The organism is Arachnia propionica (assembly GCF_037055325.1).
GTDB lineage: Bacteria > Actinomycetota > Actinomycetes > Propionibacteriales > Propionibacteriaceae > Arachnia.
In genome coordinates this window covers 2,622,260-2,646,268 of record NZ_CP146373.1, presented here as the reverse complement: position 1 = coordinate 2,646,268, position 24,009 = coordinate 2,622,260, and the positions used below count along the sequence as shown (strand labels likewise).

Below are 24,009 nucleotides of genomic sequence, written 5' to 3'. Positions count from 1 at the left end.
ACCACTCTGGTGCCTCGATCCGTACGATTTCCCACTCGCGGGGTAGAAGGGGCCAGATGACCAGCGCTGATGCCTCGTCCATGTGTAACTGAAGCCGCCGAGTGTCGTCGTTCGCGACTGGATGCGTCAGAATCTTGCAATCTGCTGTTGCGTCAGACTGACTGTGGAGAAACAGCCACCCCATGGCTTCTTTCCGCCAAGCCGCCAATACGGCGGCCAAGGCCGCGAAATAGGACGGGAACGACCACCTACCGCACTCTGCTCTGCGCAGACCCCCCCAGTCTCGGAAAGCAGAGAAGAGGACGGTGCCTGGCCGGTCGTCTCCCGGATGGAGCGTGAGGTGTGGGCCCGAGGGCTGTGGGAAGACGCGCTCCTCTGCCGGTTGTGCCTTCCGAGGCGCTGCGAAGCGATTGCCCCTGCTCTCCGGCTCATATGGCTTGAGCCCGTTCTCCCGTGCACACCTCATCACGGCCCACTGTCCTTCGTAACAACTGAATCCAGAAAACTCAAAAGTTCGCTCCCCCGGAATCATGTAATCCTGATGAGCACGGAAGTGACATGTGGCAGACACTCAAGTTCATTGCCTACTGGTGTAGGAAGCTCCCGAACGTTCCATCCCCGACCCTGGGAGCCAACTCCAGCACCGCGCGCGCAATCTCGTCCGGTGCCTCCTCGGGAAGTGCATGTCCACGCCCCGTCAGCAACCTGAAGCGTCCATGTGGAAAGGTGAGTGCTGTGGTACGGGCCGAATGAATCGGGAACATCATGTCCTCCGACCCGGTCATCACCAAAGTAGGTACACTGACCCGGCGTCCGAAATCTGTAAGGTCCACATTACGACTTGCTTCGAAGTATGACCGACGCACAGCAGGCGCAACGGCTCGTAGACGAGCGGCTGTGAGAGCACGAGTGGCAGTCGGCAGGGATGGGCCCAAGATCCGCGAAAGCACTATTTCGGAGAGCACTGGGCTGCTCAGGACGATGTCGAGTAGCCGACCTCCTTGGACCCTGAGCATTGCGGCGGTGGCTCCCGGGTCCTGGAGTGCAGCGGAAAGGAACACGAAGCCATCGATTGTGGAGGCCTGCGCCGCAGCGAGTGTCCCGACGAGAGCCGCGCCCGAGTGTCCTACTAGAATGACGGGCCTCACCTCAATGAGGTCAAGCACCCCGCAGAGGCCGGCTGCCAAGCGTTCCAGACTCAGTTGCCCTGTCGGATGAAGGACACTGGCGCCATGGCCCGGCCAGTCGAGAGTAACCACGTCCATCCCTTGCAGCAGGAGCTTCTCCACCGTGCTGTCGAACGCTCGTGAAGATGATCCCCAACCATGTGTCAGGACCGCCGTGGCTCTGGCGGGAGGTTCATCGACCGGCTGCCAGTGCCACATGCGCAAGACATCGCCGTACGCGGTGCGCAGGTCCATCGCCGTACGCGCAGCAGAGGTGGTGCCGCACAGTCGGAATTCTGGGGAGGTTGTTCCTTGATCAGGAACTTGCAAAAACAGCTCGCGAAGTCGTCTGAAAGCGTCCCGAGTGCTCCGGGAACGACTAGCGGACATGTCAACCAGCCGAGAGAACACACCGGCCCATCCGCGGCATTCTGCACTAAATTCCAAGGACAGGCGAGTGTCTTCCTCTACGTCTTCCAGTCGGAATACACTCTTGCCCTCAAAATCACCCCGAAAGGATAGTTCCAGCCGAGATGGACGAACTGCTTCAACGGTGACTGATGTGAATCGGAACCGTGGTCCGGGCTTGTTGATCCCGTTCGGCGCAATCGTCCAGCGGATTCTGCTGCCCAGTGTCCCCGGATCTCTGTCTGCGGCAAAGGTGTTGGTCCGGTTCCACCAAGCGCCAGCCCCGGCCAGTTCTGCCGTCAGCAAATCCCATACCACCTCACGGTCGGCTGGGAGTCGGACCGAGTCTGTGATCTCGATTAGCTGACTCATGAGAAGATCCTCTGCCCAGGCGTAAGCACGCCGCGTGGATCGTAGATCCGTTTGAACACGGAGAGCCAACTGTACCGTGATGACCCATAGTGATTGACCCAGTCTGACTTCGTCATCCCAGGTATGGCACCGATGATATAGCGCTTACCTCCCAAGCTGGTTACTTTGTCGTAGAAGCGTCGGTTCCGCTCGAACATCCCATCCACGTCGGGCGTGTCAGGGTCTGGGAAAGCCAACAGGTCAAAGAAAAACGCCAGACCGTCTGAGGAGCTCGGCACCATGAACATCTCCGTGGCGATTGATTCAGGAGTCAGCGGGGAGAGAAGACACAAACCGGCACCGAGATCCTGCTGAGACATCTGCGGCGAGACCCAGTCCACGAACTCTTGCACCCGGTCGCCGGGGATCAGGAAACTGGCCCATGGTTTCTTCATCTCTAGATGTCCGGACTCGGAGAGAGACTGCATGGTAGGCGTGACACGGAATGCCCAGTCGTGATATGGCATGGTAACTGTGGTTCGTCGGTCACGGTCGTCGCTCAGCTCGGAAAGTATGTCCTCTAGGTCGCGAGGCTGCCCCGATGGATGATAGACGCCCAAGTCGATTTTGAAGTTCCATTCCGTGTCATCTTCCACACGGATGAACTCTCCTGTGTGATGCTGCAGGTCTTTTACTTTAAGAAGCGTGCGCTGATCACGTAGGTAGTCCGCTGACGACGAATAATACAGGCTGATGATTGTGGCCATCTCCTGCGCCGGAACAAGGTTCAGCGTTACCTCTGTGATGACACCATATTGGCCAGCCCCGCCGAGAGCCGCCTTAAACAGTGATGCGTTCTGCTGACGACTGGCCCTGTATACAATTCCTGTCGGTGCGACGATCTCGATTTCCTGCACCAGGTCAGAACAGAGCCCGAACCGCTGGACGTTGCCTCCCACGCCGCCCACGGAAACAGTTCCTCCGATGGAGAGGTTGAGATAGTCAGGAAGGGTGGCAACCGTCTGTCCGGTATCCAGTGCTGCTTCGACGAGCTCAGCCCATGTGGTACCGGCTCCCACGACGGCCGTGCCCTCGGTCAGCTTGCGGACTTCGGCGAGTTTGCGGGCGTTGATTTGAAGGCCTCCCTTGGTGAGCGCCTGCCCGTAGTTGGAGTGCGACTCATGCTTGTCGGTCTCACCAGACTGACCGTTCATCGCCATAGGGATGCCGTGAAGCGTGCAGAAACGGGACATAGCGACGATATCCTCAGTACCCTCGGGGTGCAGCACAGCTATTGGCTGGGCGCTGATCTCACGACCGAAATCGGTGATAAAACCGGCAGCCTCTCGGGTAACAGTTCCCTGCAGGCGAGGAAGTCGCCGAAATAGACGCTCTGCCTCGGCCTCCGACGTCTCGGAATCATCGGCCTCGGCCTCCGATATCCAGCCATTTGTCAATGAATAGCCGACCACCGTAGTGGCGGCTGTGCGGAAAAGAAGACGTCGAGAGATTTGGGGCAAGTTGGAGGGGGCGTCAGTAATTCGGCTCACGGGGAATCCTTACTATGGGCAGTGCTGGTGGGGAAATAGTGGGTTTTTCGGTATCCGGGTGTGGCTTAGCGATCCTCTGCAGCGACGGTGAGCAGTCTTGGAACATCAATGCCGCGTGCCCCGATCTCAGGGGTGGTTGCCCGGTAGTGCTCGGGACGGAAGCGTCGGAGGTGGCGTCGGAAGGTCCAGGTATAGGTGGGGTATGTGATGGGATTGTGGCCACTGGCGTCCTGGTACCAACTGGTACAGCCGCCGGTCTGCCAGACCGTTCCGTCCAACTTCATGTCAAGCCACTTGTTGTACTCCCGTTGACTGTCCTCACGTACCTCAACGCTGTCCAAGTCGTTCTTCTCCATGTATTCGAGCATGGCGACCAGATAGTCGGCCTGCGCCTCCAACATGACGGTCTGTGAGTGGTGTCCCAATGCGGTGTTCGGGCCAAGCATGGTGATCAGATTCGGAAATCCTGCCACTGTGCTTCCTACATAGGCGCTCATGGAGTGGGCCCATACGGAAGAGAGGGTCTTACCACGCGATCGGATCAGGTGGGCTGCTGCTCGGTCCACTGCACTGAAGCCCGTAGCGAAGATAACCACGTCATGCTTTCGCTCAACTCCCCCCGCAACAGCGATACCGGGTCGGAAGGTGTCTACCGCGTGTGGTACCACCTCCACGTTGTCCCGGCGCAGGGCTGGATAGTACTCATTCGAGAAGAGGATCCGCTTGCATCCAACTACGTAGTCAGGTGTCAGATCGCGTCGGAGGTCCTCGTCTGGGATCTGATCAGCCAGATAGGATTCGATCTGCGGCTGGAGCGTCTTCTGAATGAGTTTGGGCTTGGACATCAGCAGTGCGATTATCTCACGTCCATATTTGTTGATGTTGCGCTGGAATCGCTGATAGCCGGGGATGCCAGCACGGCGACGTTGCTCACGTCCGGTGACTGGAGTGTCCGGTTTTGCATTCACCCAAGCCGGGGTGCGTTGGTAGAGGGTGAGATGGCCGACTTCTCCAGCAATAGCAGGAACCAGCTGGATGGCCGAAGCCCCAGTGCCCACCACAGCCACATCGCGTCCTTCGAGCTGCACCTCGTGGTCCCACTGCGCCGTGTGGAACATCGGCCCGCCGAAGTCCTCGATTCCCGCGACATCAGGCAGCTGGGGATCGCTGAGGTATCCCGTTGCCAGCACTAGAATATCTGCGATCAGCTTCCCCCTGTCCGTGGCGATAGTCCAAGTGCGAGTCTCGTCGTCCCAAGATGCATCCTTCAGCTCCTCTTTAAAGCGGATATGTTCCCGCAGTCCGAAGCGATCCACAGTGCTCTTTAAGTAGTCCAAGATCTCGTCCTGGGATCCAAAAGTGTTCGACCACCCAGGATTCTGCGCGAAAGAGAAAGAGTACAGAAGTGAGGGAATGTCGCAGCCGGCTCCAGGGTAGGAGTTGTCCCGCCAAGTGCCGCCCACTTCGTCAGCGCGCTCAAGGATGACAAAGTCCGTCCGGCCGGACCGAAGGAGCCGGATTCCAACCGCGATGCCGGAGAATCCGGCCCCCACGATGACGATCCTGGTTGCAGAGGGCTGGGGGGTCGAGTGTCCCCTCGACTGTGCTGCAGAATCCTGCATCTTGGCGCTGCCGTTTGACATGAATTTCTCCTGCGTGACCTGGGGTAAGGAGGCGTGACTTGAGTGATTTCGGCTGCAACTCTTCTGGACCATCGCAACGCAGGCGCAACGCGCACTAGAATTCCCCGAATCAAGTTGATCGATTGACTTTGCAGCGCTGTTGCGCCCTGCTTGTTTACTATTGCCCGTGCTGCCGGTTACGCACTCTGCATGAAACGGCAGGCAGCCATCGAATCCGACGCCCATATTGGAGAAAAGAAGAATGAATTTGACCCTTGAAGACTTCGCCCGTCAACTGGAAGAGGTCTCCGGTGCTTCGGCGATCGATCCGGACACCCCATTGGCCGAAGTGTCAGACGTGGACTCGATGGATCTCATGGAGTGGCTGTACAAGTTCCAAACTGAAAACCCGGGCAGCGGCGTGGATGCTGCAGTTTTCGAGAACGAGGACGGTCGGGCCACTCTGCGTACTTTCCATACCCGCCTCGTAAGTGTGGTGGCCTGACGTGCCGAGCATGTCCATCACTGGCTGGGGTATGAGTGTCCCTGAGCGCACCATACACAGTGCAGAGCTGGCCGCCGGATTCGGGCTGGACGAGGAGTGGATCACGAGCCGCTGCGGTATCCGTGAACGCCGTTGGGTTAGCCCGGGGCAGACCACCGCTTCGCTTGCGGTGGAAGCTGGACGCCGAGCGCTGGAGCGTGCGGGCTGCGCGCCCGAGGAGGTCGCACACCTCTTCGTAGCAACGGCCACTCCCGAGCAGCCCTCCCCGGCTACGTCAGCTTTTGTCCAACACGAGTTGGGGATCAGGGGTAGCGCTCACGACGTAAACGCTGAGTGCGCTGGTTTCATGTACGCTCTCGTGACCGCGGCAGCCCTCATTCGAATTGACCCGCGTCCGATACTGGTGATCGGCTCCGACACGCATTCGTTGACAGCAGATCCGAATGATCGGGACCTCGGAATTCTTGTGGGGGACGGTGCGGGTGCGCTGCTGCTCGAACCAAACGATTCCGAATGGATACTGGGCTGGGATCTCGGCGCTGAAGGGCGCTGGACCGGGAGCCTCAAGGTGGAAGCCGGAGGAAGTCGCCTACCGGCCAGCGTCGAAACAGTAGAAAAGGGACTGCACTATGCCAAGATCAACGGCAACGAGATCTATCTCAATGCTGTACGTCTGACCGTGGCGACCCTTCGCAAGACGCTCGCTCAGGCCGGAGTGGACGTCTCCGATGTTGACCTGATGATCCCCCACCAGGCCAATATCCGGATCGTGAATTCTATCGCCACACATTCAGGATTGGATCGCTCGAAAGTCTTCACAAACCTGGAGCGCTACGGAAACACGGCTGCAGCTTCCATCCCCATTGCTCTCACTGAAGCGCTGACAGAAGGACGCATTCATGAAGGAGACCTCGTACTGCTTGCTGGTTTCGGTGCCGGAATGACTTGGGGGTCCATGTTGCTTCGATGGGGTGGATCCGTTGATGCCGGCGCGAAGGAAGCTGGCCAGCAAGAAACGGCCATGGCATGAGCACTAGCAGAGACAGTAACGCGCCTCGGCGCCGCGGACATCGCCCAGATGTCCCAATCGCACTTGTGACGGGTGCCTCAGGTGGTTTCGGACGCGCCTTGGCCGTAGAACTGGATCGGCGTGGCTGCTCAGTTGCAGTTCATTACAACTCTTCTCTCGACGCCGCCAACGAGACTGCCGCCATGCTGAATCATCCTTCCAGCGTCGTGGGCGGTGACATCGCAGAGTGGGATCAGGCAACGGCCCTGGTTGCGCAGGTGGAGCAGACGCTTGGTCCGGTGGACGTTCTGGTCAACAACAGCGGAATCCGGCTAGATGCTCTGATGGCCATGCAGGATCCCGCCGACTGGGCCCGAGTGATCCAGACAAATCTGATTGGCACGTTCCACATGTCGCGGGCAGTCGTTCCGGGGATGCTTGCACGTCGCTGGGGACGGATCGTGAATATCGTGTCACCATCCGGGTTTATTGCCACCAGCGGTCAGACCGCCTATTCCGCATCGAAGGCCGGGGTTATGGGGCTCACCCGAACGTTGGCCGCGGAGTGCGCCAAACGGGGTGTCACAGTGAACGCGCTCTCACCCGGATTCATGATTACAGGGATGACGGAGAACCTCCAGGACAGTGCTAAAGAGGCCATTCGAAGTAAGTGCCCCATGCAGCGCTTCGGCACTGCTGAAGAAATTGCACGCGCCATCGGGGTCTTCTTAGAAGTGGACTACATGACCGGTCAGGTCATCAGCGTCGATGGTGGAGTGACGGTGGTGTAAGACCGACATGACAACCAAACTCCTCGCTTCCGTGGTTCCACCTTGGGTCCAAGTAGCAGAGCACTACGGCCCCTTTCCTGATATCGCTGGCCTGCCCGCCGAGCAGCATTTAGTGGGGCAAAGCCAGGGTCCCCAGAGGTTGCAGTCGTTGGTGGCCCGTGATCAGGCGCGCCGAGCTCTTGCTCGCTGGGGAGTGAAGGAGACCGTGATCGGTCGGGGTGCCGGCGGTATCCCGCTGTTTCCTATGGGATACCAAGGGAGTCTGACCCACACCCGCAATTATGCAGGCGCAGCTGTTGCCCGATCGACCACGGCCGACTTTGGGATCGATGTGGAGACGGCTCGTCACCTTGATGGGGAGCGCCTCCCCTTCACTACCGACCGTGAGCAGCAGGGGCTGCAACGGCTTCGGTGCAGAGAGCCGAACATCCCATGGCCAGTCGTCTATTTCTGCGTCAAGGAGGCGGCCTACAAAGCTTCGTATCGAATCAATCAGCAGTGGCTACCCATGACAGACGGGGAAGCGCATCTGCTGAGAGGGGGGAGGTTCAGTGTCCGGCTCCCCGGCTGGACCTCCGGAGCACGGCTCTTCCGTGGCAAGTGGGTCATGGGGCGCGGTTTCATCGCTGCCTTCGCCGTCCACGTACCCCTGAGTGACCACCCCACATCATCATCCAGCTTTTAGACTAGAGGGACCGATTCCATGAAAAGTACCTCCCCGATCTCGTCCGCCGAGTTACTGCAAGACCGCATTGACGCCACGATTCGCCGCGTCGGTCGCTTGGAGCCTACCGAGCACGACTACAACAGCTTCGTGCCCTACGCCCCCAGTACTTCCCGACCCTTCGTCAGACTGGGCGATCGCGAACTACTCATGATGTCCGGCTATAGCTACCTCGGTCTCAACGGTGATCCTCGGGTGATCGCGGCTGCCAAGGAGGCGGCGGAGACCTATGGCACAGGCGCTCACGGCGTTCGTGCCCTCGCCGGTACGATGCCCATTCACAGGGAACTCGAGCAACGGATTGCCGCTTGGGGAAACCGCGAGAATGCTCTTGTTTTCACCTCCGGGTACGCGGTCAACATGGGCGTAATCGGCGCGCTGACTGGAGAAGGTGACACGATTCTGCTCGATAAGTACGCCCATGCCAGCTTGGTGGACGGTGCCAAACTCAGCGGCGCCAACACGGTCAGGTTCCGCCACAACGATCCTGTCCATTTGGACGCGCGGCTGAGTAGCACACCCGCCGGCGGAATTCGCCTGGTGATCGTGGACAGCGTCTACTCCATGGATGGGGATATCGCTCCTTTACCTGAACTGCGGGAAGTATGTGATCAGCACGGTGCTCTCCTGATGGTGGACGAAGCTCATGCGCTGGGAGTGATAGGTGAGACCGGAAAAGGCATCGAAGAACACTTCGGCAACTCTGTTCGGGCCGACATCAAAGTGGGTACGCTCTCCAAGGGTATTCCGTCAGTAGGCGGCTGGGTGATGGGAAGCGAGGAACTCGTATATCACCTGCGCTACGCTGCACGTCCTTTCCTCTTCTCAGCAGCCCTTCCGGCGGCGCAGGTCGGCGCGGCGCTGGAGTCCTTGCGCATCCTTGAATCCGAGCCATGGCGCGTGAAGCACATCCAGACCGAGTCGACCCGCTTTAGGACGATCATGACCGAGTCTGGGCTGCGTACAGGCGATAGTGAGACGGCCGTAGTACCACTGATCATCGGTAGCGACGCTGAGGCGTATGCCTTCGCCACTCTCTGCCGAGACCTCGGAGTCGTGGGACTACCTGTGGTGACTCCGGCGGTACCAACCAACCTGGCACGACTGCGTATCGCGATCACGGCCATGCACACGCAGGATGACATCAACGCCGCCGCGGAAGTCTTCACGACCGCTGCACGACGTCAGGGAATCGTTGAGGACCTCTGAGATGGCAGATTCCCATCGCATCTCCATTACTGGCATGGGTGCTGTGACGCCCGTCGGTGCGACGGCGTCCGACCTATGGGCGGGTGCGCTCCGCGCCCAGCCAACGACTCAGATCATCCCTCATCTACAGGCGTCCGGACACTCCGTTCCCTTCGGTAGCCCCGCAGTCAGTCCCCAGGTACCCGAAGGTATGTCAGCCAAAAATTTTCGCCGGATGGACAGGTTCGCCCAGCTGGGGGTTTCAGCCGGTGTGGAGGCCTACCATGATTCTGGTGTGAGCGGAGCTGATCCGACTCGGGTCGCCGTCGTCGTCGGGAATGCCGTGGGTGGGCGAGCTGCAAGTGATCGGGAGTCGGCTCAATACGCAGTTGCTGGCCCATCCGCCGTTAGTCCGCTTATGCCGACCATGACAATGCCGAATGCGGCAGCTGCAATGATTGCCATTCATTTGGGGATATCTGGGCCGGCTCATACTGTAGCAACTACCTGCGCGAGTGGTCTTGATGCCATTGGTTATGGCATGACCTTACTGCGTTCCGGCCGCGTTGATGTGGTGCTGGCGGGCGGCTGCGAGAGCACCCTGACCCCGGTCACCATGGCTGCCTTCGCCGCTTTGAACGCCTTGTCCACACGACGTGAGGATCCGTCCGGAGCGTCACGCCCCTTTGATCGGGACCGGGACGGATTCGTTATGGGCGAAGGCGGGGCCTTCGTGGTCCTGGAACGCGAGAAGGACGCAGTAGCAAGGGGTGCCCGGATCTGGGGGACGGTCTTGGGTTACGGGTCCACCACCGATGCGTTCCATCTCACCCAGCCACATCCTGGCGGTGTTGGCGCTGAGGCGGCCATCCGACAGGCACTGGCAGAAGCAGGGGTGGGGTCGGATGAGATTTCCCATGTGAATTCCCATGGCACCTCCACACCTTTAAACGACAAAGTGGAGGCACAGGTGATCCATCGGGTGTTCACAAACCATAGTCCTCCCGTGACAGCCTTGAAAGGCGTCACCGGGCACATGCTCGGTGCTTCTGGAACCGCAGAGGTTATCGTCACGGTGCGCTCGGTGTCTGAAGGCATTGTCCCTCCAGTGGCGAACCACTCGCTCACAGACCCCGAATGTCCCGTAGACGTGGTGACAGGTGATTCCCGTCAGCTCCGACCCGGACCAGCGCTTACTAATTCGTTCGGATTCGGGGGACACAATGCCGCCCTTGTCGTCGTCTGAGTGGTAGCGCGTCCCTGCCGCACAACAACCAATGCTTGCCTCGATGATGATTGCCCGAAAACGATCTGCCAAGGAGAATTCCGTGAACATCGCAGAATCTGAGTCCTTACAATTGCCCTTTCGAAACACGGCCGTTCTAGACGCGCAACGTACCGCAACGCTGCGTCGGCTCGTACGTCGATGTGCCGGCCTCCCGGAGCGGGGGGCTGGGCTAAACCGCCCCGGTCCTGTGGACGCCTTCATCATTACCCATCCATGCGTGCAGGCTCTAGTGACGGACCATTTTCCTGGACACACAAGCTTGGTCCATGTTTCGCAGGACATCGAGTTGCGGCAAGAGCTCAGCGTGGACACGGCCTACACCAGTTCGAGCTATATCACGATGGCCCGCGCGGCAGTTGGTGGTGCTGACGTCATGGTCACTTGCACACTGGATACCGCGGAACATGCAGAGGTGGCTGCGGTTCTACGGGCACAGATCCGCCTGGGTGGCGTCAGCCCGGAAGAAATCAGCGCTGTCGAGATCAACCAGGACACTCCGGCCGTTGCTCGCATACACCCAGTACGGGAGGGGATGCAGCAGACCAGCAGTCTGCGTTTCACCCACGCTGACGTGGTCGAATACGCTCGGTGCTCCGGGGATGACAATCCCATCCATCTCGATGACAAGGCCGGGCGGGCAGCAGGTTTCGAGGGGGCGATCGTTCATGGGATGGCAGTTGTCGCTGCGTCGTTCGAGACCGTGTTGAACGCCTTCGCCGACAACGACATCAGGCGCGTATCGCGACTTGCCGCCCGCTTTTCCGCTGCGACGCCCGTGGACGCGGTTTCACGGTGCGAGATAACGGGGTCGCCGGGGCAAGGGGCGGTTTCATTCAAAGTGACAGGTCCTTTGGGAACCAGCGTGAAGAACGGGCATGTGATGTTGGCGGTTGGGTCGTGACGCACAGAGAAACGTTTCGTACAGAAGTGACACTCTGCGGACTGTCCGCCACTGTCCGTCGAATCTTGGAGCAAGCCGAGAAGTCTCCGGATACGATAGCCGTCCACCACCGGGCGGGTACGGTCACCTATCGGCAGCTTACCGAACAGGCCCTCGACCTCTTGGAGGCTATGCGCTTGCATACGCTGGTCCAGCCGGGGCAACCTGTGGCAGTGCTCGCTGACCGCGACATCACTACCCTGACCGGTATCCTCGCTTGTCTATTCGGCGGGCATCCGCCCTTGGTGCTCTCTCGCACTTTGCCTTCCGGGATACGTGATGCCGTTGCCCAGGATGCAGGGGTGGCAGCGTGGCTGGATGGTACGGAGGTCATACAGGAGAAGGCCGGCGCTTCTGTTCGCGTCCTGACGGACACCTTTATGATTCTCACGACGTCCGGTTCGACTGGGACACCAAAGGGTGTGCGTCTCACACCCTCGGGCGTCGATCGGTTTGTGGACTGGGCCGCTGAGGAGTTCGGCCTGGGTGCCAACCGCACGACACTCTCCCTGGCCCCGTTCAGTTTCGACATCTCCTTGCTGGACATCTGGGCCACGTTGTCATTTGGTGGCACCGTGGTGGTCCCAACCCAGCTGGAATCTCTGCGGGGGTCCTCGGTGCTGAATCAGGTACGCAAACACGGTGCGCACGTCATCCAGGCCGTGCCTCTGTTCTACACGGGAATGTCTGAGGTCTCTGAACCCTGCGTGAGCGTAGAGCACGTCATCATAACGGGGGACACGGTGGACGCAGCCACCCTGCACACCGTCCGTCGGCTCTTTCCTCGGGCACGGATCGTAAACATCTACGGCTCCACGGAATCCAACGACACCTTTATGCATGTTGTGGATCCGAGCGATGTCGTCCCGCTGCCGATCGGACAGCCTTTGCCGGGAGTAGAGGTGCTCGTACTAGACGAGGCTGGTGGAATCGTAGACGGTGAGAGCGCCGGCGAACTATGGGTGCGCTCCCCTTTCGGCGCCGCTGGATACACCGATCCTTCTCGGGACGTCGACAGATTTCTTCCGGACCCCCGCACTGGTACCGGCCCCCGGGAATGGTTCCGCACCGGGGATCTCGTTGTCCGCACCCAGGAAGGAACTTTCCGGCTCTCCGGTCGCACTGACCGGCAGGCCAAAGTCCGTGGTATCGCGGTGAACTTGGACGAGATCGAAAAGACCGTAACCGAACACCCTGAGATCGTGGAGGCTGCCGCACAAGTCCAGCAGGGAGACCGCGGTGGGCAACATGTCGTGGTGGTAGCGCGAGCCGCGCCGAGCCCACCGCTCATCAGCACTCTCAGGGAACACTGCGCCCTGCGATTGCCTGCGGCCGCGGTTCCAGATCAGTTCACCTTCACTACCCATGCGCTGGCCAGGACCGGCACGGGAAAGTTGGACCGTAGAGCCATCTTCGCTGACCGCCATGAACCTCACATCACCCATGAAGTCCTCCCACAGGAGAACCTTCCTTGAAAGGGCATGAAATGATCATTAATGAGCAAACAATCGCTGATGAAATTCGCACCTACTTGATCACTGAGTTCCATCCCGAAGGCCGTGCTGAAGAAATTACCATGGGCATGGACCTGATGAACTCTGGGATCGTAGACAGCTTGGGCCTGCTTAAGCTGATCGCTTGGATTGAAAACCAGTTCTCCATCACGGTGGGTGATGCTGACCTCGATCCTGAGAATTTCTCCAGCATCCAGGCAATCACTGAGTTCGTGACCTCTCGCCAAGGTGATTAGGTCTGATAACTGTGACTGCCTCAGAGAGAGTGGCATCGATTCTTGCCATGCCCCCCACAGACGTGATGACCTGGAAAGCCTTCTGGGATGACGTTCGAGAACATCGTGTGGAGGGAGTGGAGATTGCTGCTGTGCTTGCAGCAACGGCAAACCGCATGCCCACCCCCGAGACCTTCGTAGCGCTGGTCGGTAGCTTGGTTCCTCCAGGTCTGACTGAAAAGCAGCAGACGACAGCTCTGAACATCGTTGGCACTGGAGGCGGACCTTCCACATTTAACATCTCTACGGCGGCCGCGCTGGTGGTCGCCGCCCTGAAAGTCCCGACCGTCAAGACCGGATCCAGGTCCTATTCCTCGAGCAGGGGAGCCCTGGACCTCCTAGGAACCTTGGGGGTGGATCTCCAGCACAGTGCCCGGGAAATCCTTGACGACCTAGGCAAGGGGCCGCTCTCCTTCGCGAGCATCGGAGTCTATCCCTCTGTTTTCGTTCGGGTGGCACGGGCGATTCTGCCTTTGGGGCTCAGCCACTTCGGTCGGCTCTTCAACTCGTTGGGGCCATTCGTAGCGGATGTCCCGGTTAGCAGCCAGCTGACTGGCGTCTCGTCACGTCTTCCCTTCGACTGTGCGGCGGCATGGGCCGACCTCGAAGAAAGCCGTTCCCTGTGGATTTGTGAGAGTCGTTTCGGAGCAGATGAGTTGATCAGCTTCACCACCTCTCGGCTCCGTGCCCCGCGGTCAGCCCCGAAAGTCATCGAACCGGGAGATGTGGTTCCTGCGGGCGGTTCTCCGGAAGACCTGCTGCCCGCCGCTCAACCTGAGGCAGCGCTCCACCACCTATGTGAGGTTCTTACAGGGCAGCTCAACCACACGGCCACCCACACCGTAGCGCTGAACGCAGGGGCGGGTCTGATGGCTGCTGGCGAGTGCGCCACGTTGAAGGAAGGGGTCGCCTTGGCAATCGATGTGATCCATAGCGGCTCCGCCGTTGTCCTTCTGGAGTCCGTCTCTTCCGCGTGGCCCAAGCTGATGGAGGTGAAAAAATGACACCTCGGGCACTACCTCGCCGGGCTTCCGGTGATGAGGTAGGTATCATCCTCTTCCTTCATGTAGGCGATCCGCCAGGTGAGGAACTGATCGATCTGCTGCTGGCATGTGACGAATTCGGCATTGCCGCTGTGGAATTGGCTGTTCCTTTCCCAGACTCCCCGACCGACGGGCCCACTATCCGCCGTTCTGCGAACCGTGCTCTGCAAGCCGGTGCAGACCTGGAATCCGCACTCGGTATCGTGCGGACGGTCAGCCCTCAGCTTCGGCAGACCCGACTGGTGCTTCTGCTCGACTGGGCATGGACCGTCAGGCCGCGGGGGCTGGAACCTACGCTGGCTGCTGCTGCCGCCGCCGGGGCGGACGGCATTCTTCTGCACGGCATGCCGCCGAAGGAGCGAGCAAACACCATCTCAGTCGCGCACTCGGTCGGGATGCCCATCGTCACCACCTGCTATCACAGGCATTCTTCCCCTTCAGTGCTGGCCCAAGCCGCCCGAGAAGCCACGTCCTATGTCTATCTGGTCTCTCGATTCGGGCGTTCTGGAAGTACAGCCGAACTGGATGTGACGGGGTTGACGGACACCGTCACAGAGATTCGGCGGCACGGCGACGCGCCGATAGCCATCGGATTTGGTGTCTCCAGCCGCCGTGAGGTGGAACAGGTCGGTCAGACCGGTGCGGATGTCGCGATCATTGGCTCTGCCGCTGTCCTGGCCGTGGAGGAGGGCTTGGCTGAGGGCCGGCTTCTGCCTCGCTTCCGTGAATTTCTGGCCGAGCTGACAGGCACTGGATCATCATCACCCATCTAATTCTTTCTTCACCTAAACCTACTGAAATAACACATCGGTCATACCCGAAAGGAGTACAGTCATGTTCACTCGTCACAGGTCCGAGGTCAACACAGTCGAATGGGGAGCCGGTACCAGTGATCGGCTGATCAATGCCGCCGACGCCATGGGGTTCGCGCTGGCCCACACTGTTGTACGTGCCGGCACCGAGTCAAAATTGCAATACCTGAATCACCTAGAGGCTTGCTACTGCATCGGGGGATCTGGCTCTGTCCGTGAACCCGACGGCACCGTGCATGACATCACCCCGGGAACGGTCTACGTGCTGGACCAGCATGATGCTCACGTGCTGTGTGGTGGTGAGAATGAGGACTTGATTCTCGTTTCTGTATTTTGTCCTGCCATCCAGGGCACGGAAGCTCACGTGCTCAGCAATGACGGCTACTCGGGATACTGAGAAAGAGAGGTGATGATTCCCGTGGTAGAAAGTGCGGTTACGGACGCCTCGACCATTCTTCCAGACGTCTCCGGTCCGGGCACGCTGCGAGAGATCGCGGAAGCCGGCTACACCGGTGCTCATGTGGCTCGCCGTCATGGAGGAGGCGGGTTGAACGTAGAGTCCACGAGCCTGAAACTGGAAGAGCTTGGGTTGTTGGGGACGGACGCCGGATTGGCTTTTTCCGCAGTCACTTCCATGGCCTCCACAGGAGTTGCGCTGAGCGACTTTGGTACCGAGAGGCAGCAGATGCAATGGCTGCCGGGCTTGGTATCTGGGGATGTGATTGGGGCCCACGCAATAACCGAAGAGCTGGTCGGCTCGGATGCGCTCAACATGTCCACTCAAGCCGTTCGAGATGGAGAAAGCTGGGTACTCACCGGCTCCAAGACATTCGTCACCAATGGCGGGCTGGCGGACGTGTATGTCGTCTACGCCCGAACCTCGAATCGTGCCTCACCCCTTGGGCTGAGCGCATTCCTGGTCCCTGCGGACACGGCGGGGCTCACGCCAGGACCGCCCTTGGAGACCATGGGACTGGAGGCGTCACCGGTCACCACGCTCGTACTGGACGGCTGCCGATTGGGAGCAGACGCCCTGATCGGTCGCGTGGGTGGTGGGTTCTTGGTGCTCGACCACGTGATGCAACGAGAGATCATCTTTTCTTTCATGTTCAACGTGGGCGAGATGGAGCGAAGGGTCCAACGGTGTGTCAGTTGGGCACGAGACCGGCAACAGTTCGGGCAGCCAATTTCTGCCCAACAAGCGGTGTCCCATAGGTTGGCGGAGATGCGCATCCAGGTGGATACTGCGCGCATGTGGCTCATCCGGGCCGCTCAAACGGTGGACAGCGGCCGCTCAGCCACACTCGACGTCTCGATCGCCAAAGTCATTGCGTCCCGTGCCCATCAACGGACTGCGCAGGATGCCGTCCAGGTTTTCGGTGGCCGCGGGTATCTGAAATCCTTTGGCCTTGAACGTGACGTTCGCAACTCGCTGGCAGGTTCGATTTACTCGGGAACGAATGAGATCCAGCTCAATCGAATTGCCTCGGTAATGGGGCTTCGATGAGCGAAGGGAAGAACGTGGTGAAGGTCTGTGGTGCCACCACGTCCTCGGAAGTTGTCGCGATCGCTCAAGGTGGTGGCACTCATGTGGGACTCTGGTGGCACCTGGCCGGTGCCGAACATGAACTCACTTCCAAGGAAATGGGGGGTCTTGCGAGGCAGGCCAGGTCGGAAGGCCTGATTCCGGTGCTCGTGACATTTTCGGCCGATCCATCAGAGATCGCCAAAGTCGCTTCAACGGCGGACATCGACTGGATCCAGTTGCACGCATTTCAAGGCCCCCTGGTGGTCAGCGCTTTGCGCGACATGCTTGGAGACAGCGCGGTGATAATCAAGGCTCTGCACGTTAACCCAGACGGCACGTCACCGGACTTGCGGTTCGCTGCAGCCCATCGAAGAGCGGGGGCGAACATGTTCCTCCTAGACGCGATGCAACATGACCGCGTGGGAAGCACCGGGGAAGCATTGAAACCCGCCACCATCAATGCGGCTGTCTTCCAGGCGGACCATCCCTTCTTGCTGGCTGGGGGACTAGATGGGAAGCCCAGCCCGGAGCAACTGCAAGTGCGGGCGCTCTCGTTGTTCCGTGGAATTGACGTGGATTCTGGTGCCCGTGGCTCTGACGGTACGATTTGCTCGGATCGAGTCAGTGACCTCGTGGCGGCCTGGACCATGACAGACCCGGCGGCGGTTTCGTGAGCACGCGTTTCCATGATGCACTGCATGAGGCGGCCCTTCCTCTGATAATGGAGGTCAAGCCGCGGAGCGCCGATGGTGTCGACCTTCTCGGTGGGAGGTCTTTGAGTGAGATCGTGAATGCCTACGAGCAAGCTCAGGCGCCCTGCATCTCCGTAGTCACCGGCAAGTGGTTCGGGGGGACCCCACAGTTAGTGGCCGATGTTCGCTCCCGCACTGATCTGCCCATCCTGCGCAAGGATTTCATCACCAGAAGGTCCCAGCTGGAGCAAACAGTTGAACTCGGCGGGGACGCTGTTCTCCTTACTGCCCAACTACTGCCCTCGGAAGCCTTGCTGCGACTTGCTAGGGAGGCCTTAGAGTGTGGGTTGACGCCGTTCATCGAGGTGGTCTCAGCTAAGGAGATCGCTGCTGTCCGTCACGTGGCTCAGCAATCAATCGTGGCCGTCAACAACAAGGACATTCGTACCCAGGAGCGGGAGGCTGCTGATCTTGATCGCAGCCGACGTCTCTTGTCCGCAGTGTTGGAAACTGGCTGTGCGCTCCCGGTTAGTGCCAGCGGCATTGACACCCCGGAAGATGCTCGGAAGGTGCTTTCCTGGGGGTACCGCGGTCTCTTAGTTGGCACTGCTCTTCTGGACGCCGTTCAACTGGACGTATGGTCTGATATTGGCAGCATCAGGGCAGGGAATGGAATTCATGACTGAGCTGAGCGTAGATACCTTGGTTGCTCTGCCTCCGGCAGGTGGCTCTGCCAGCGTGGTCCGCCCTTGGAGGCCTCATCTTGATCGGGCTACGCGCATCATGGTGCCGAATGTGCGTCGCATCCTGTGTGATCTCGAAAGCTCCGGTCCCGTTCCTCCGCCTGAAGAGGGAGGTCGTCTACGCCAGGTCGCACAGGTTGTGTCTGAGCAGCTGCCTCAGACACCGTACGTTCTGGCAGGACACAGCCTGGGGGGTTTGCTAGCCGTGGAGGCAGCGGCTGCTCGACAGGTCGCGGGAGATCGAATGCCTTGTGCCGTGGTCGTCATGGGCAGCCGTCCGCCCATGCAAGGAACCGCACAGCTGTTCCAGCCGTTGCTGTCCCTGGACGATGCGGCGTTCCTGAATGTGATGGTGGCTATGGGAGCTGCTGCGCAAGATCTTGTGGACAGCCACGCCGGGGCCCTGTTCATCCCCACCCTGAGGAGGGACATCCGTTTGGTCTGCGGGTACTCGCCACGACCAACTGATGTGACGCGCTTGACCGTTCCTCTGCACGCTTGGCATGCTGACCAAGACTTGGTGGCTCCCTTGGAGTGTGCCCCCCACTGGGCGATGCATGCAGGTGCCGGTTTCCACACCCGGGTCTTCCAAGGGTTTCACAACTTTCCTCAGGAACAGGGCGAACTGGTTGGAGCAGGTCTACAAAAGCTGCTCAGCCTGCATCGTTTATCGGGTAAGTGATCAGGTAAAGACGGAGCCGCCGCAAAGGAAAACAACTTCTCGTCTGCTCTGATCGCGCCGATAGCTCTGACCGTACCGGTTAGCCGGTCACCGCGAGTTGGAGAAGACATTCATGGCAGTTCCAACGCCCAGCCCCACAGCACCCAAAAGCGAAAGAACAGCTCGCACGCTGTTTGCAGAGGTCCATTCATTCAGGTACATGTGCCAGACTTGGGATGCCTCAGCAGTCCCCGCCACCACGGCGTCCAAGCGGTTGTTGCGCGGAACGTTGTAGACGATGGTCAGTACCCAGCCCGCTAAATATAGAACGCCTCCTACAGCGGATACCTGGTCTCCAACAGTCCGATCCCCCTTGCACAAGCTGTGCACCAGGCTCCACACGCTGGCGACCGCTGTTCCGAAGAAGAAGGTCGTGAACGGCAGTTGCAGGGCATCGCGGTTGAATTGCTGCATGGTCTCAATCGCCTCAACGTCTGGCAGCGAACCCAACCGAGGCATCACCCTAGCCGAGAAGTTGGTGTAGATACCCCCCACAATGGCGGAACCGACCGCACCGCATGCGGACACAATGTTGATTAGTGACATTACTTCTCTCTTTCGAAAACCGGTGTGACCACCGAGACCATGGGTGCCGCTTCTGCGATCGCTATTTTGGTCACTTCCATTCCATCGGTGGGGCGTCCACAGCTCCATGGGCTGGCGACTCACTTCCATGCGATGTCGACTCGGACAGCCGCTGGATGCGTTGAGCGCGGAAGTGAAATTGCTGGCGTTGCGGTCGGCTGATGCAGGGTGCCCACGGCACTCTCCTGTTTGGGCCTAACGTCGCTTGTGAAGACCATGCGACACCGGTCCGGGCGATCTTGCGAAGTTGCCTGTAGTTGTTCCGTGTCAAGTAGGTGGCAGGGATTTCTTCTTCAAAGGCCAAGGTGAGTGCGTCAGGGATCTCGCTGGGGAACAACCGCTCGTAGGCCAGCGCCTCGAACCCACGTTCGCGTGACTCGTTCTGCCCGGGGCTGTGACCCTGGTGCGGACATGCTTCAACCCCACAGAAGCGCGACATGCTCGCCCGCCACCCTAGTGGTGTGGCGTTTGAATAGCTTTATGGTTTGGTGGGGTAATGGGTCATGGCGAGCAAGCCAGTGCTGGTCCTGCTGTTTCGTGATGGTGACCAAGTGATACTTGAGAAGGTGGTGCGTTCGAGTGTCGCAACGGTGGGGGTAGTGCAGTGGGCGAGGATCGTGTTATTGGTCTCCCGAGGAGTTGTGAATGTGTTGGTCTCTGAGTTGGTGGGGGTGTCTCGGCCGACGGTGAATCTGTGGTGGGGTCGCTATCTGGAATACGGTCTGGAGGGGCTGGTTGATATCCCGTGTCCGGGCTGATCGACGGTGGTTGATGATGCGGCGATCGTCATCGCAGCGCCTAGGCCTCCTCCTGAAGTGTGGGGGTGACTTACCGGTCGAGTTGGTTGTTGGCTGTCCGCTTGGGGGTATACAAGTCCGAGGTCACCAAGGCCTGGAAGAAGTACAGGGGTTCGGCCGTGGGAGGCTGACACGTTTAAGTTCTCCATCGTCTCGGAACTGGAGGTTAAGGTTGCCGATGTTGTAGGTCTGTATTTGTATTCGCCGGTTGACGTGGTCGTGTTGTGTGTCGATGAGAATTCCGAGGCCCAGGAGTTGGATCGCATCCAGAAGGTGTGTGCGATGGAATCTGGTCATAACGAGTGACGTAGTCACGGCTACGTTCGCCATGGCGCCAGCATCTTGTTCGCTGCTCTAGAGATCGTCACCGGGAAGGTGGCCGGGTTCTTTGAGGACCGGTACCGCCATCAAGAGTTCCTGGGTTTCCTCAAGTATGTGGCTCGTGCTTACCTGGGACGGGAATTCCACTTGGTGGTGGACAACTACGTCGCGTACAAGCGAGTTGAGGTCTGTTATTGGTTTACAGCGAACTCGCGTATCAGGATTCGCTTCGCTCTGATGTTGGGGTTATGGTTGAATCTGGTCGAGGTTTGGTTCGGCATTTTCGAGCGTCAGATCATCCGAGGCGGTACCTTTGTTTCAGTCCGTGAGTTGATCGGCAAAATCCGCGAATTCGTCAACGGGTGGGACAACCGGAAATACCCGTTTGTCTGGACCAAAACCTCAGAAGAAATCCTCGCCAAAATCGACCGCAAACGTAAACTCACCTCAACGCCACTAGGTGCCCATCATGCCGGGTCAACACCCAGACCTTGTGATGCCCCACGTTGACCTGGCCAACGCATGACCGATCACCAGATCCCGGGCAGCCTCACGGGCCGGTTACGGCCACGGGCCCTTGGGACGATGATCATGGCAAGCCTTGGCCTCCACCTGCTGCTCCCTCTTCGAGGGCCCAGAATTTCCGGCAGTCAACCCGGTCCTTCCCGCTTCAAGGAAATCGGTCTTCTGTCGCCCGATCGACTGCTCATTGAGCTTCTCTCGCCGGGCAGCCTCAGTGATCGTCATCTCGCGGTCAGGGTACTCGACGCGATCCTTGTCTCCTTCTCCACCAGAATCACTGGCGGCCTTCCCCCCTGTCGGTCTCTCCCCCAGAATCTGCATAACGATCCTGCCACTAAATCTGACGCGTGACAGAGCAGCTCGCCAACCAGGTTACGTTCGCAGGTGGTGGAAGGGTTCGCAGGTGATCCGGACAAGGTGGGTGAGTCGGTTCAATCGGTAACGAAGTGGCTGCGACACGGATGGCGGGTGTAGCCATGGGGAGGTGATCGGTAATCTCGACAGGACCTCGATCTGAGGCGAATACGCAAACCGTGGTTCCTCTCCGCCTGGCGGATTGGAGTGTGGCGTGGATAGGTCAGTTGCCCCTCGACGATCAGCCGAGCGGGTTCGGGGCGTGGGGACAGTGTTGGCTTAGGTGGCGTGGGGCTCCGGAAAATCTCTCGTTGTGGGGCTGGTTCCCTGATAGTTCCATTTCACCACGGGAGATTTCCCCGATCCATACCTCGAGCAGATTAATTGAACCGACTCGACCAACGTGCCCCGATGCCATACCTAGACTTAGGCGCATGGACCTGCTGGAGGACTTCTTGGCGCAGCCTCGCGCTCGCGACGCGTTCCTGCTGCACGTGGTCATGGGGCGTCCCTGGTCGTTGTCAGTAGAAGATAAGGCGCCGCTGTCCATCGTCGCTGTGCTCAGCGGCGGGGCGTGGCTCACTGCAAACGGATCACGCTCGCGTTGGTTCGAGGCCGGTGAAGTCCTTGTAGTGCGCTCTCCTACGACCTACACCCTGAGTTCGGACCAGGACAACGGTGGTGTTTTCACCAGGATCGGGGCAGGGCAAGTCTGCTCAGGTCCAGATGGCCGTGATCTATCGGAAGAGCTGAATGCCGGGGTCCGTACCTGGGGCAATGATCCACAGGGTGAAGATCAACTGTTGGTGGGCACCTATCGGCACCACTCCGAGCTGGGGCGACTGATGCTGCAGTCACTGCCGCCATGGTTTCTGGTGAGCTCCCCTATCCCGGAGCTGGTCAGTCTGTTGACCCGCGAGACCGCCCACGACGGGTTTGCACAGTCCAGCGTCCTGGACAGGCTTCTGGACGTCCTGTTGGTCACTACACTGCGTGCCTGGATAGACACCGGGGCACAGGATCATGCCAGTCTCCTCTCCGCCCCCCGGGACGACGTGGTTCGCAGAGCCACGGAAGCGGTTCATGCGGACCCCTCACACGACTGGGCGGTAGAGTCGCTTGCGGCTGTAGCAGGTGTCTCCCGGGCCTCCCTAACGAGACGCTTCAACGCCACTCTTGGTGTCTCTCCCATGACCTACGTGACCCAGTGGCGGTTGGGGTTGGCCGCCGATCTCCTGATCCGCAGTGATGCCAATTTGTCCGCCATTGCCCACCAGGTGGGGTATGCTAGCCCTTTCAGCTTCTCCTCCGCATTCAAGAATCGATACGGACTTAGTCCCCGTGATTTCCGCGCCGCGTCGCACGCCCCCTAATAACTTCCAAAAGAGGGGTATCCGGTTAATCATGAAGATGATGTTGTGGTTTTGGGGCGAGCCTGACTTGCCGATTAGTTAACGGTGCTGTCCTGACACCGACGGGTCGATCCTCTCCGGGACCATGGTGGTTCCGGAGGGTCGGACCGGGCAGGAGTGTGACTGAATCGCCTTGGGTTTCGTTCCTGCTTGGTTTCTTGTTCAGCGAGTGCTGGTTGGGTTGATTTGCGACCGGGGTAGTAGGTTGTTTCGGCCTTGGTCGGGATGTGGTGGCCGAGCCTTTGGCGGGGGCGGGTTTTGTTCCACCACCGCACGTATTCGAGTGTTGCCAGCTCGATCTGCTCGGTCGTCTTCTGCGGGCCATGTCGGTGGATCAGCTCGGTTTTGTAGAGTCTGTTTACCGCCTCAGTGAGGGCATTGGCATGCGGGTCCGCTGATGGTTCTCGTCGAGGGTTTTGCACTGAGCTCGACGGTCTGATCTGTTTACACAATCGAGAGGTGATTCGACCCGTGATCCGTGTGATGGACCAGCTCGTTGAGTGATTCCTGAGTGTTGAACGTGTGCAGTGGGAGCACCTCCGCGTGGAGAGTCGAGGCGAGGTTCCAGCTGGCACGGGAGGGACTGACTTCCCTGTATGAGCGGGTGAAACTCGCCATGCCGGGGCGCGATCGGCAGGCCGTGGCGCGTAGCTACGTGCAGTCGAGGGGTAGGTTGTCTACGACGGAGCTGGGATCGATCCTCGGAATATCGGCGGCTGGAGCGGTCCCGTTGATCCAGAAGCTGGAACGAGTCGGGGTGGTACAGCCTGCGTGGGCCCACCGGAAGGGACGTGGGTTCCACTACGTGTTGAAGGATCCGGTGTCGGTGGAAGTCTCGGGCGAAGAATGACACTATGACTTCCACGCGGTGGTGTTGCAGGAGGTCCTGGGATCCGCAGATCACTTCGTGAGGCGGGGGACAAGTGGGCTGCACACCGGCTCGTGGCCGCTGCGCTGCTGTGCAGGTCCTGCTCCATCAGGGCATGGTGCTGGGCGTCCTGGGTGCGGATGGCCATGACGCGGTGTCCGCTCACCTCGTTGATGCAGCCCGCACGTGGCTTGTCACAACAGGCGTTCCCCACAATGTGGTGTGAAGAGCTAGATTCAAGGCTCCACGCCAATCAAGGAGTTGAAGGAATGCTCGATAT

25 protein-coding genes are annotated in these 24,009 nt (G+C 59.5%); 20 read left to right on the top strand and 5 right to left on the bottom strand.

What is annotated here, in order from left to right; genetic code table 11:
• Window positions 1-584: 584 nt before the first annotated feature.
• From V7R84_RS15510 to V7R84_RS12240, 3 genes are all read right to left on the bottom strand, one after another.
• Window positions 585-1,946: an alpha/beta fold hydrolase gene (locus V7R84_RS15510; protein WP_412728061.1), complete on the bottom strand. Its 1,362-nt coding sequence runs from the start codon at window positions 1,944-1,946 to the stop codon at window positions 585-587.
• Window positions 1,943-3,475, bottom strand: coding sequence for an FAD-binding protein (locus tag V7R84_RS12245; RefSeq protein WP_338569431.1), 1,533 nt, complete (start codon window positions 3,473-3,475; stop codon window positions 1,943-1,945). Before V7R84_RS12245 ends, V7R84_RS15510 begins: the two co-directional genes overlap by 4 nt.
• A 65-nt stretch (window positions 3,476-3,540) precedes the next feature.
• A complete protein-coding gene (locus V7R84_RS12240) occupies window positions 3,541-5,343 on the bottom strand; it encodes an NAD(P)/FAD-dependent oxidoreductase (RefSeq protein ID WP_338569430.1) in 1,803 nt (600 codons plus the stop codon).
• 22 nt (window positions 5,344-5,365) lie between these two features.
• Here V7R84_RS12240 and V7R84_RS12235 point away from each other — a divergent pair, with 22 nt between their 5' ends.
• From V7R84_RS12235 to V7R84_RS12165, 16 genes are all read left to right on the top strand, one after another.
• Window positions 5,366-5,602, top strand: a complete 237-nt coding sequence (locus V7R84_RS12235) for a hypothetical protein (protein ID WP_338569428.1) — start codon at window positions 5,366-5,368, stop codon at window positions 5,600-5,602.
• A gap of 10 nt (window positions 5,603-5,612) precedes the next feature.
• A complete protein-coding gene (locus V7R84_RS12230; RefSeq protein ID WP_338569426.1) occupies window positions 5,613-6,632 on the top strand; it encodes a ketoacyl-ACP synthase III in 1,020 nt (339 codons plus the stop codon).
• Window positions 6,629-7,402: an SDR family NAD(P)-dependent oxidoreductase gene (locus tag V7R84_RS12225; RefSeq protein ID WP_338569424.1), complete on the top strand. Its 774-nt coding sequence runs from the start codon at window positions 6,629-6,631 to the stop codon at window positions 7,400-7,402. Before V7R84_RS12230 ends, V7R84_RS12225 begins: the two co-directional genes overlap by 4 nt.
• 7 nt (window positions 7,403-7,409) lie before the next feature.
• Complete coding sequence (locus V7R84_RS15505) at window positions 7,410-8,087, top strand: 4'-phosphopantetheinyl transferase family protein (protein ID WP_412728060.1); 678 nt, start codon at window positions 7,410-7,412, stop codon at window positions 8,085-8,087.
• 18 nt (window positions 8,088-8,105) lie between these two features.
• Window positions 8,106-9,335 carry a pyridoxal phosphate-dependent aminotransferase family protein gene (locus tag V7R84_RS12220; protein WP_338569421.1) on the top strand — a complete coding sequence of 410 codons (1,230 nt, stop codon included), beginning with the start codon at window positions 8,106-8,108 and terminating at the stop codon, window positions 9,333-9,335.
• A complete protein-coding gene (locus V7R84_RS12215; RefSeq protein WP_338569419.1) occupies window positions 9,265-10,560 on the top strand; it encodes a beta-ketoacyl-[acyl-carrier-protein] synthase family protein in 1,296 nt (431 codons plus the stop codon). The genes V7R84_RS12220 and V7R84_RS12215 overlap by 71 nt, the downstream gene beginning before the upstream one ends.
• Before the next feature lie 346 nt (window positions 10,561-10,906).
• Window positions 10,907-11,503: a MaoC family dehydratase gene (locus V7R84_RS12210; RefSeq protein ID WP_338569416.1), complete on the top strand. Its 597-nt coding sequence runs from the start codon at window positions 10,907-10,909 to the stop codon at window positions 11,501-11,503.
• 26 nt (window positions 11,504-11,529) lie between these two features.
• Window positions 11,530-13,017, top strand: coding sequence for an AMP-binding protein (locus V7R84_RS12205; RefSeq protein WP_338569413.1), 1,488 nt, complete (start codon window positions 11,530-11,532; stop codon window positions 13,015-13,017).
• Complete coding sequence (locus tag V7R84_RS12200; RefSeq protein WP_338569410.1) at window positions 13,014-13,292, top strand: acyl carrier protein; 279 nt, start codon at window positions 13,014-13,016, stop codon at window positions 13,290-13,292. Before V7R84_RS12205 ends, V7R84_RS12200 begins: the two co-directional genes overlap by 4 nt.
• 47 nt (window positions 13,293-13,339) lie before the next feature.
• Window positions 13,340-14,335, top strand: coding sequence for a hypothetical protein (locus tag V7R84_RS12195; protein WP_338569408.1), 996 nt, complete (start codon window positions 13,340-13,342; stop codon window positions 14,333-14,335).
• Window positions 14,332-15,147, top strand: a complete 816-nt coding sequence (trpA, locus tag V7R84_RS12190) for a tryptophan synthase subunit alpha (RefSeq protein WP_338569405.1) — start codon at window positions 14,332-14,334, stop codon at window positions 15,145-15,147. The genes V7R84_RS12195 and trpA overlap by 4 nt, the downstream gene beginning before the upstream one ends.
• Window positions 15,148-15,208: 61 nt before the next feature.
• Window positions 15,209-15,583: an ectoine synthase gene (locus V7R84_RS12185; protein WP_338569404.1), complete on the top strand. Its 375-nt coding sequence runs from the start codon at window positions 15,209-15,211 to the stop codon at window positions 15,581-15,583.
• Window positions 15,584-15,595: 12 nt separating this feature from the next.
• A complete protein-coding gene (locus tag V7R84_RS12180; RefSeq protein WP_338569403.1) occupies window positions 15,596-16,693 on the top strand; it encodes an acyl-CoA dehydrogenase family protein in 1,098 nt (365 codons plus the stop codon).
• Window positions 16,690-17,388 carry a hypothetical protein gene (locus V7R84_RS12175; protein WP_338569401.1) on the top strand — a complete coding sequence of 233 codons (699 nt, stop codon included), beginning with the start codon at window positions 16,690-16,692 and terminating at the stop codon, window positions 17,386-17,388. The genes V7R84_RS12180 and V7R84_RS12175 overlap by 4 nt, the downstream gene beginning before the upstream one ends.
• On the top strand, window positions 17,385-18,092 hold the full coding sequence (locus V7R84_RS12170) for a hypothetical protein (RefSeq protein WP_338569399.1): 708 nt from the start codon (window positions 17,385-17,387) through the stop codon (window positions 18,090-18,092). The genes V7R84_RS12175 and V7R84_RS12170 overlap by 4 nt, the downstream gene beginning before the upstream one ends.
• Entirely contained in the window at window positions 18,076-18,831 is a 756-nt protein-coding gene (locus V7R84_RS12165) for a thioesterase II family protein (protein WP_338569397.1), read from the top strand. The genes V7R84_RS12170 and V7R84_RS12165 overlap by 17 nt, the downstream gene beginning before the upstream one ends.
• A gap of 87 nt (window positions 18,832-18,918) precedes the next feature.
• On the opposite strand, the gene V7R84_RS12160 is transcribed toward V7R84_RS12165, so the two are convergent.
• Window positions 18,919-19,416: a DUF1772 domain-containing protein gene (locus V7R84_RS12160; protein WP_338569394.1), complete on the bottom strand. Its 498-nt coding sequence runs from the start codon at window positions 19,414-19,416 to the stop codon at window positions 18,919-18,921.
• A gap of 542 nt (window positions 19,417-19,958) precedes the next feature.
• On the opposite strand from V7R84_RS12160, the gene V7R84_RS15500 reads away from it, so the two are divergent.
• From V7R84_RS15500 to V7R84_RS12150, 3 genes are all read left to right on the top strand, one after another.
• Window positions 19,959-20,213 carry a helix-turn-helix domain-containing protein gene (locus V7R84_RS15500; protein WP_412728059.1) on the top strand — a complete coding sequence of 85 codons (255 nt, stop codon included), beginning with the start codon at window positions 19,959-19,961 and terminating at the stop codon, window positions 20,211-20,213.
• A gap of 381 nt (window positions 20,214-20,594) precedes the next feature.
• A complete protein-coding gene (locus tag V7R84_RS12155) occupies window positions 20,595-21,083 on the top strand; it encodes a hypothetical protein (protein WP_338569392.1) in 489 nt (162 codons plus the stop codon).
• Between the two features lie 800 nt (window positions 21,084-21,883).
• On the top strand, window positions 21,884-22,822 hold the full coding sequence (locus tag V7R84_RS12150; protein WP_338569391.1) for an AraC family transcriptional regulator: 939 nt from the start codon (window positions 21,884-21,886) through the stop codon (window positions 22,820-22,822).
• A 74-nt stretch (window positions 22,823-22,896) separates the two neighbouring features.
• On the opposite strand, the gene V7R84_RS15495 is transcribed toward V7R84_RS12150, so the two are convergent.
• Complete coding sequence (locus tag V7R84_RS15495) at window positions 22,897-23,283, bottom strand: IS3 family transposase (protein ID WP_412728058.1); 387 nt, start codon at window positions 23,281-23,283, stop codon at window positions 22,897-22,899.
• Between the two features lie 182 nt (window positions 23,284-23,465).
• Here V7R84_RS15495 and V7R84_RS12145 point away from each other — a divergent pair, with 182 nt between their 5' ends.
• Window positions 23,466-23,711, top strand: coding sequence for a hypothetical protein (locus V7R84_RS12145; RefSeq protein WP_338569389.1), 246 nt, complete (start codon window positions 23,466-23,468; stop codon window positions 23,709-23,711).
• Window positions 23,712-24,009 lie beyond the last annotated feature (298 nt).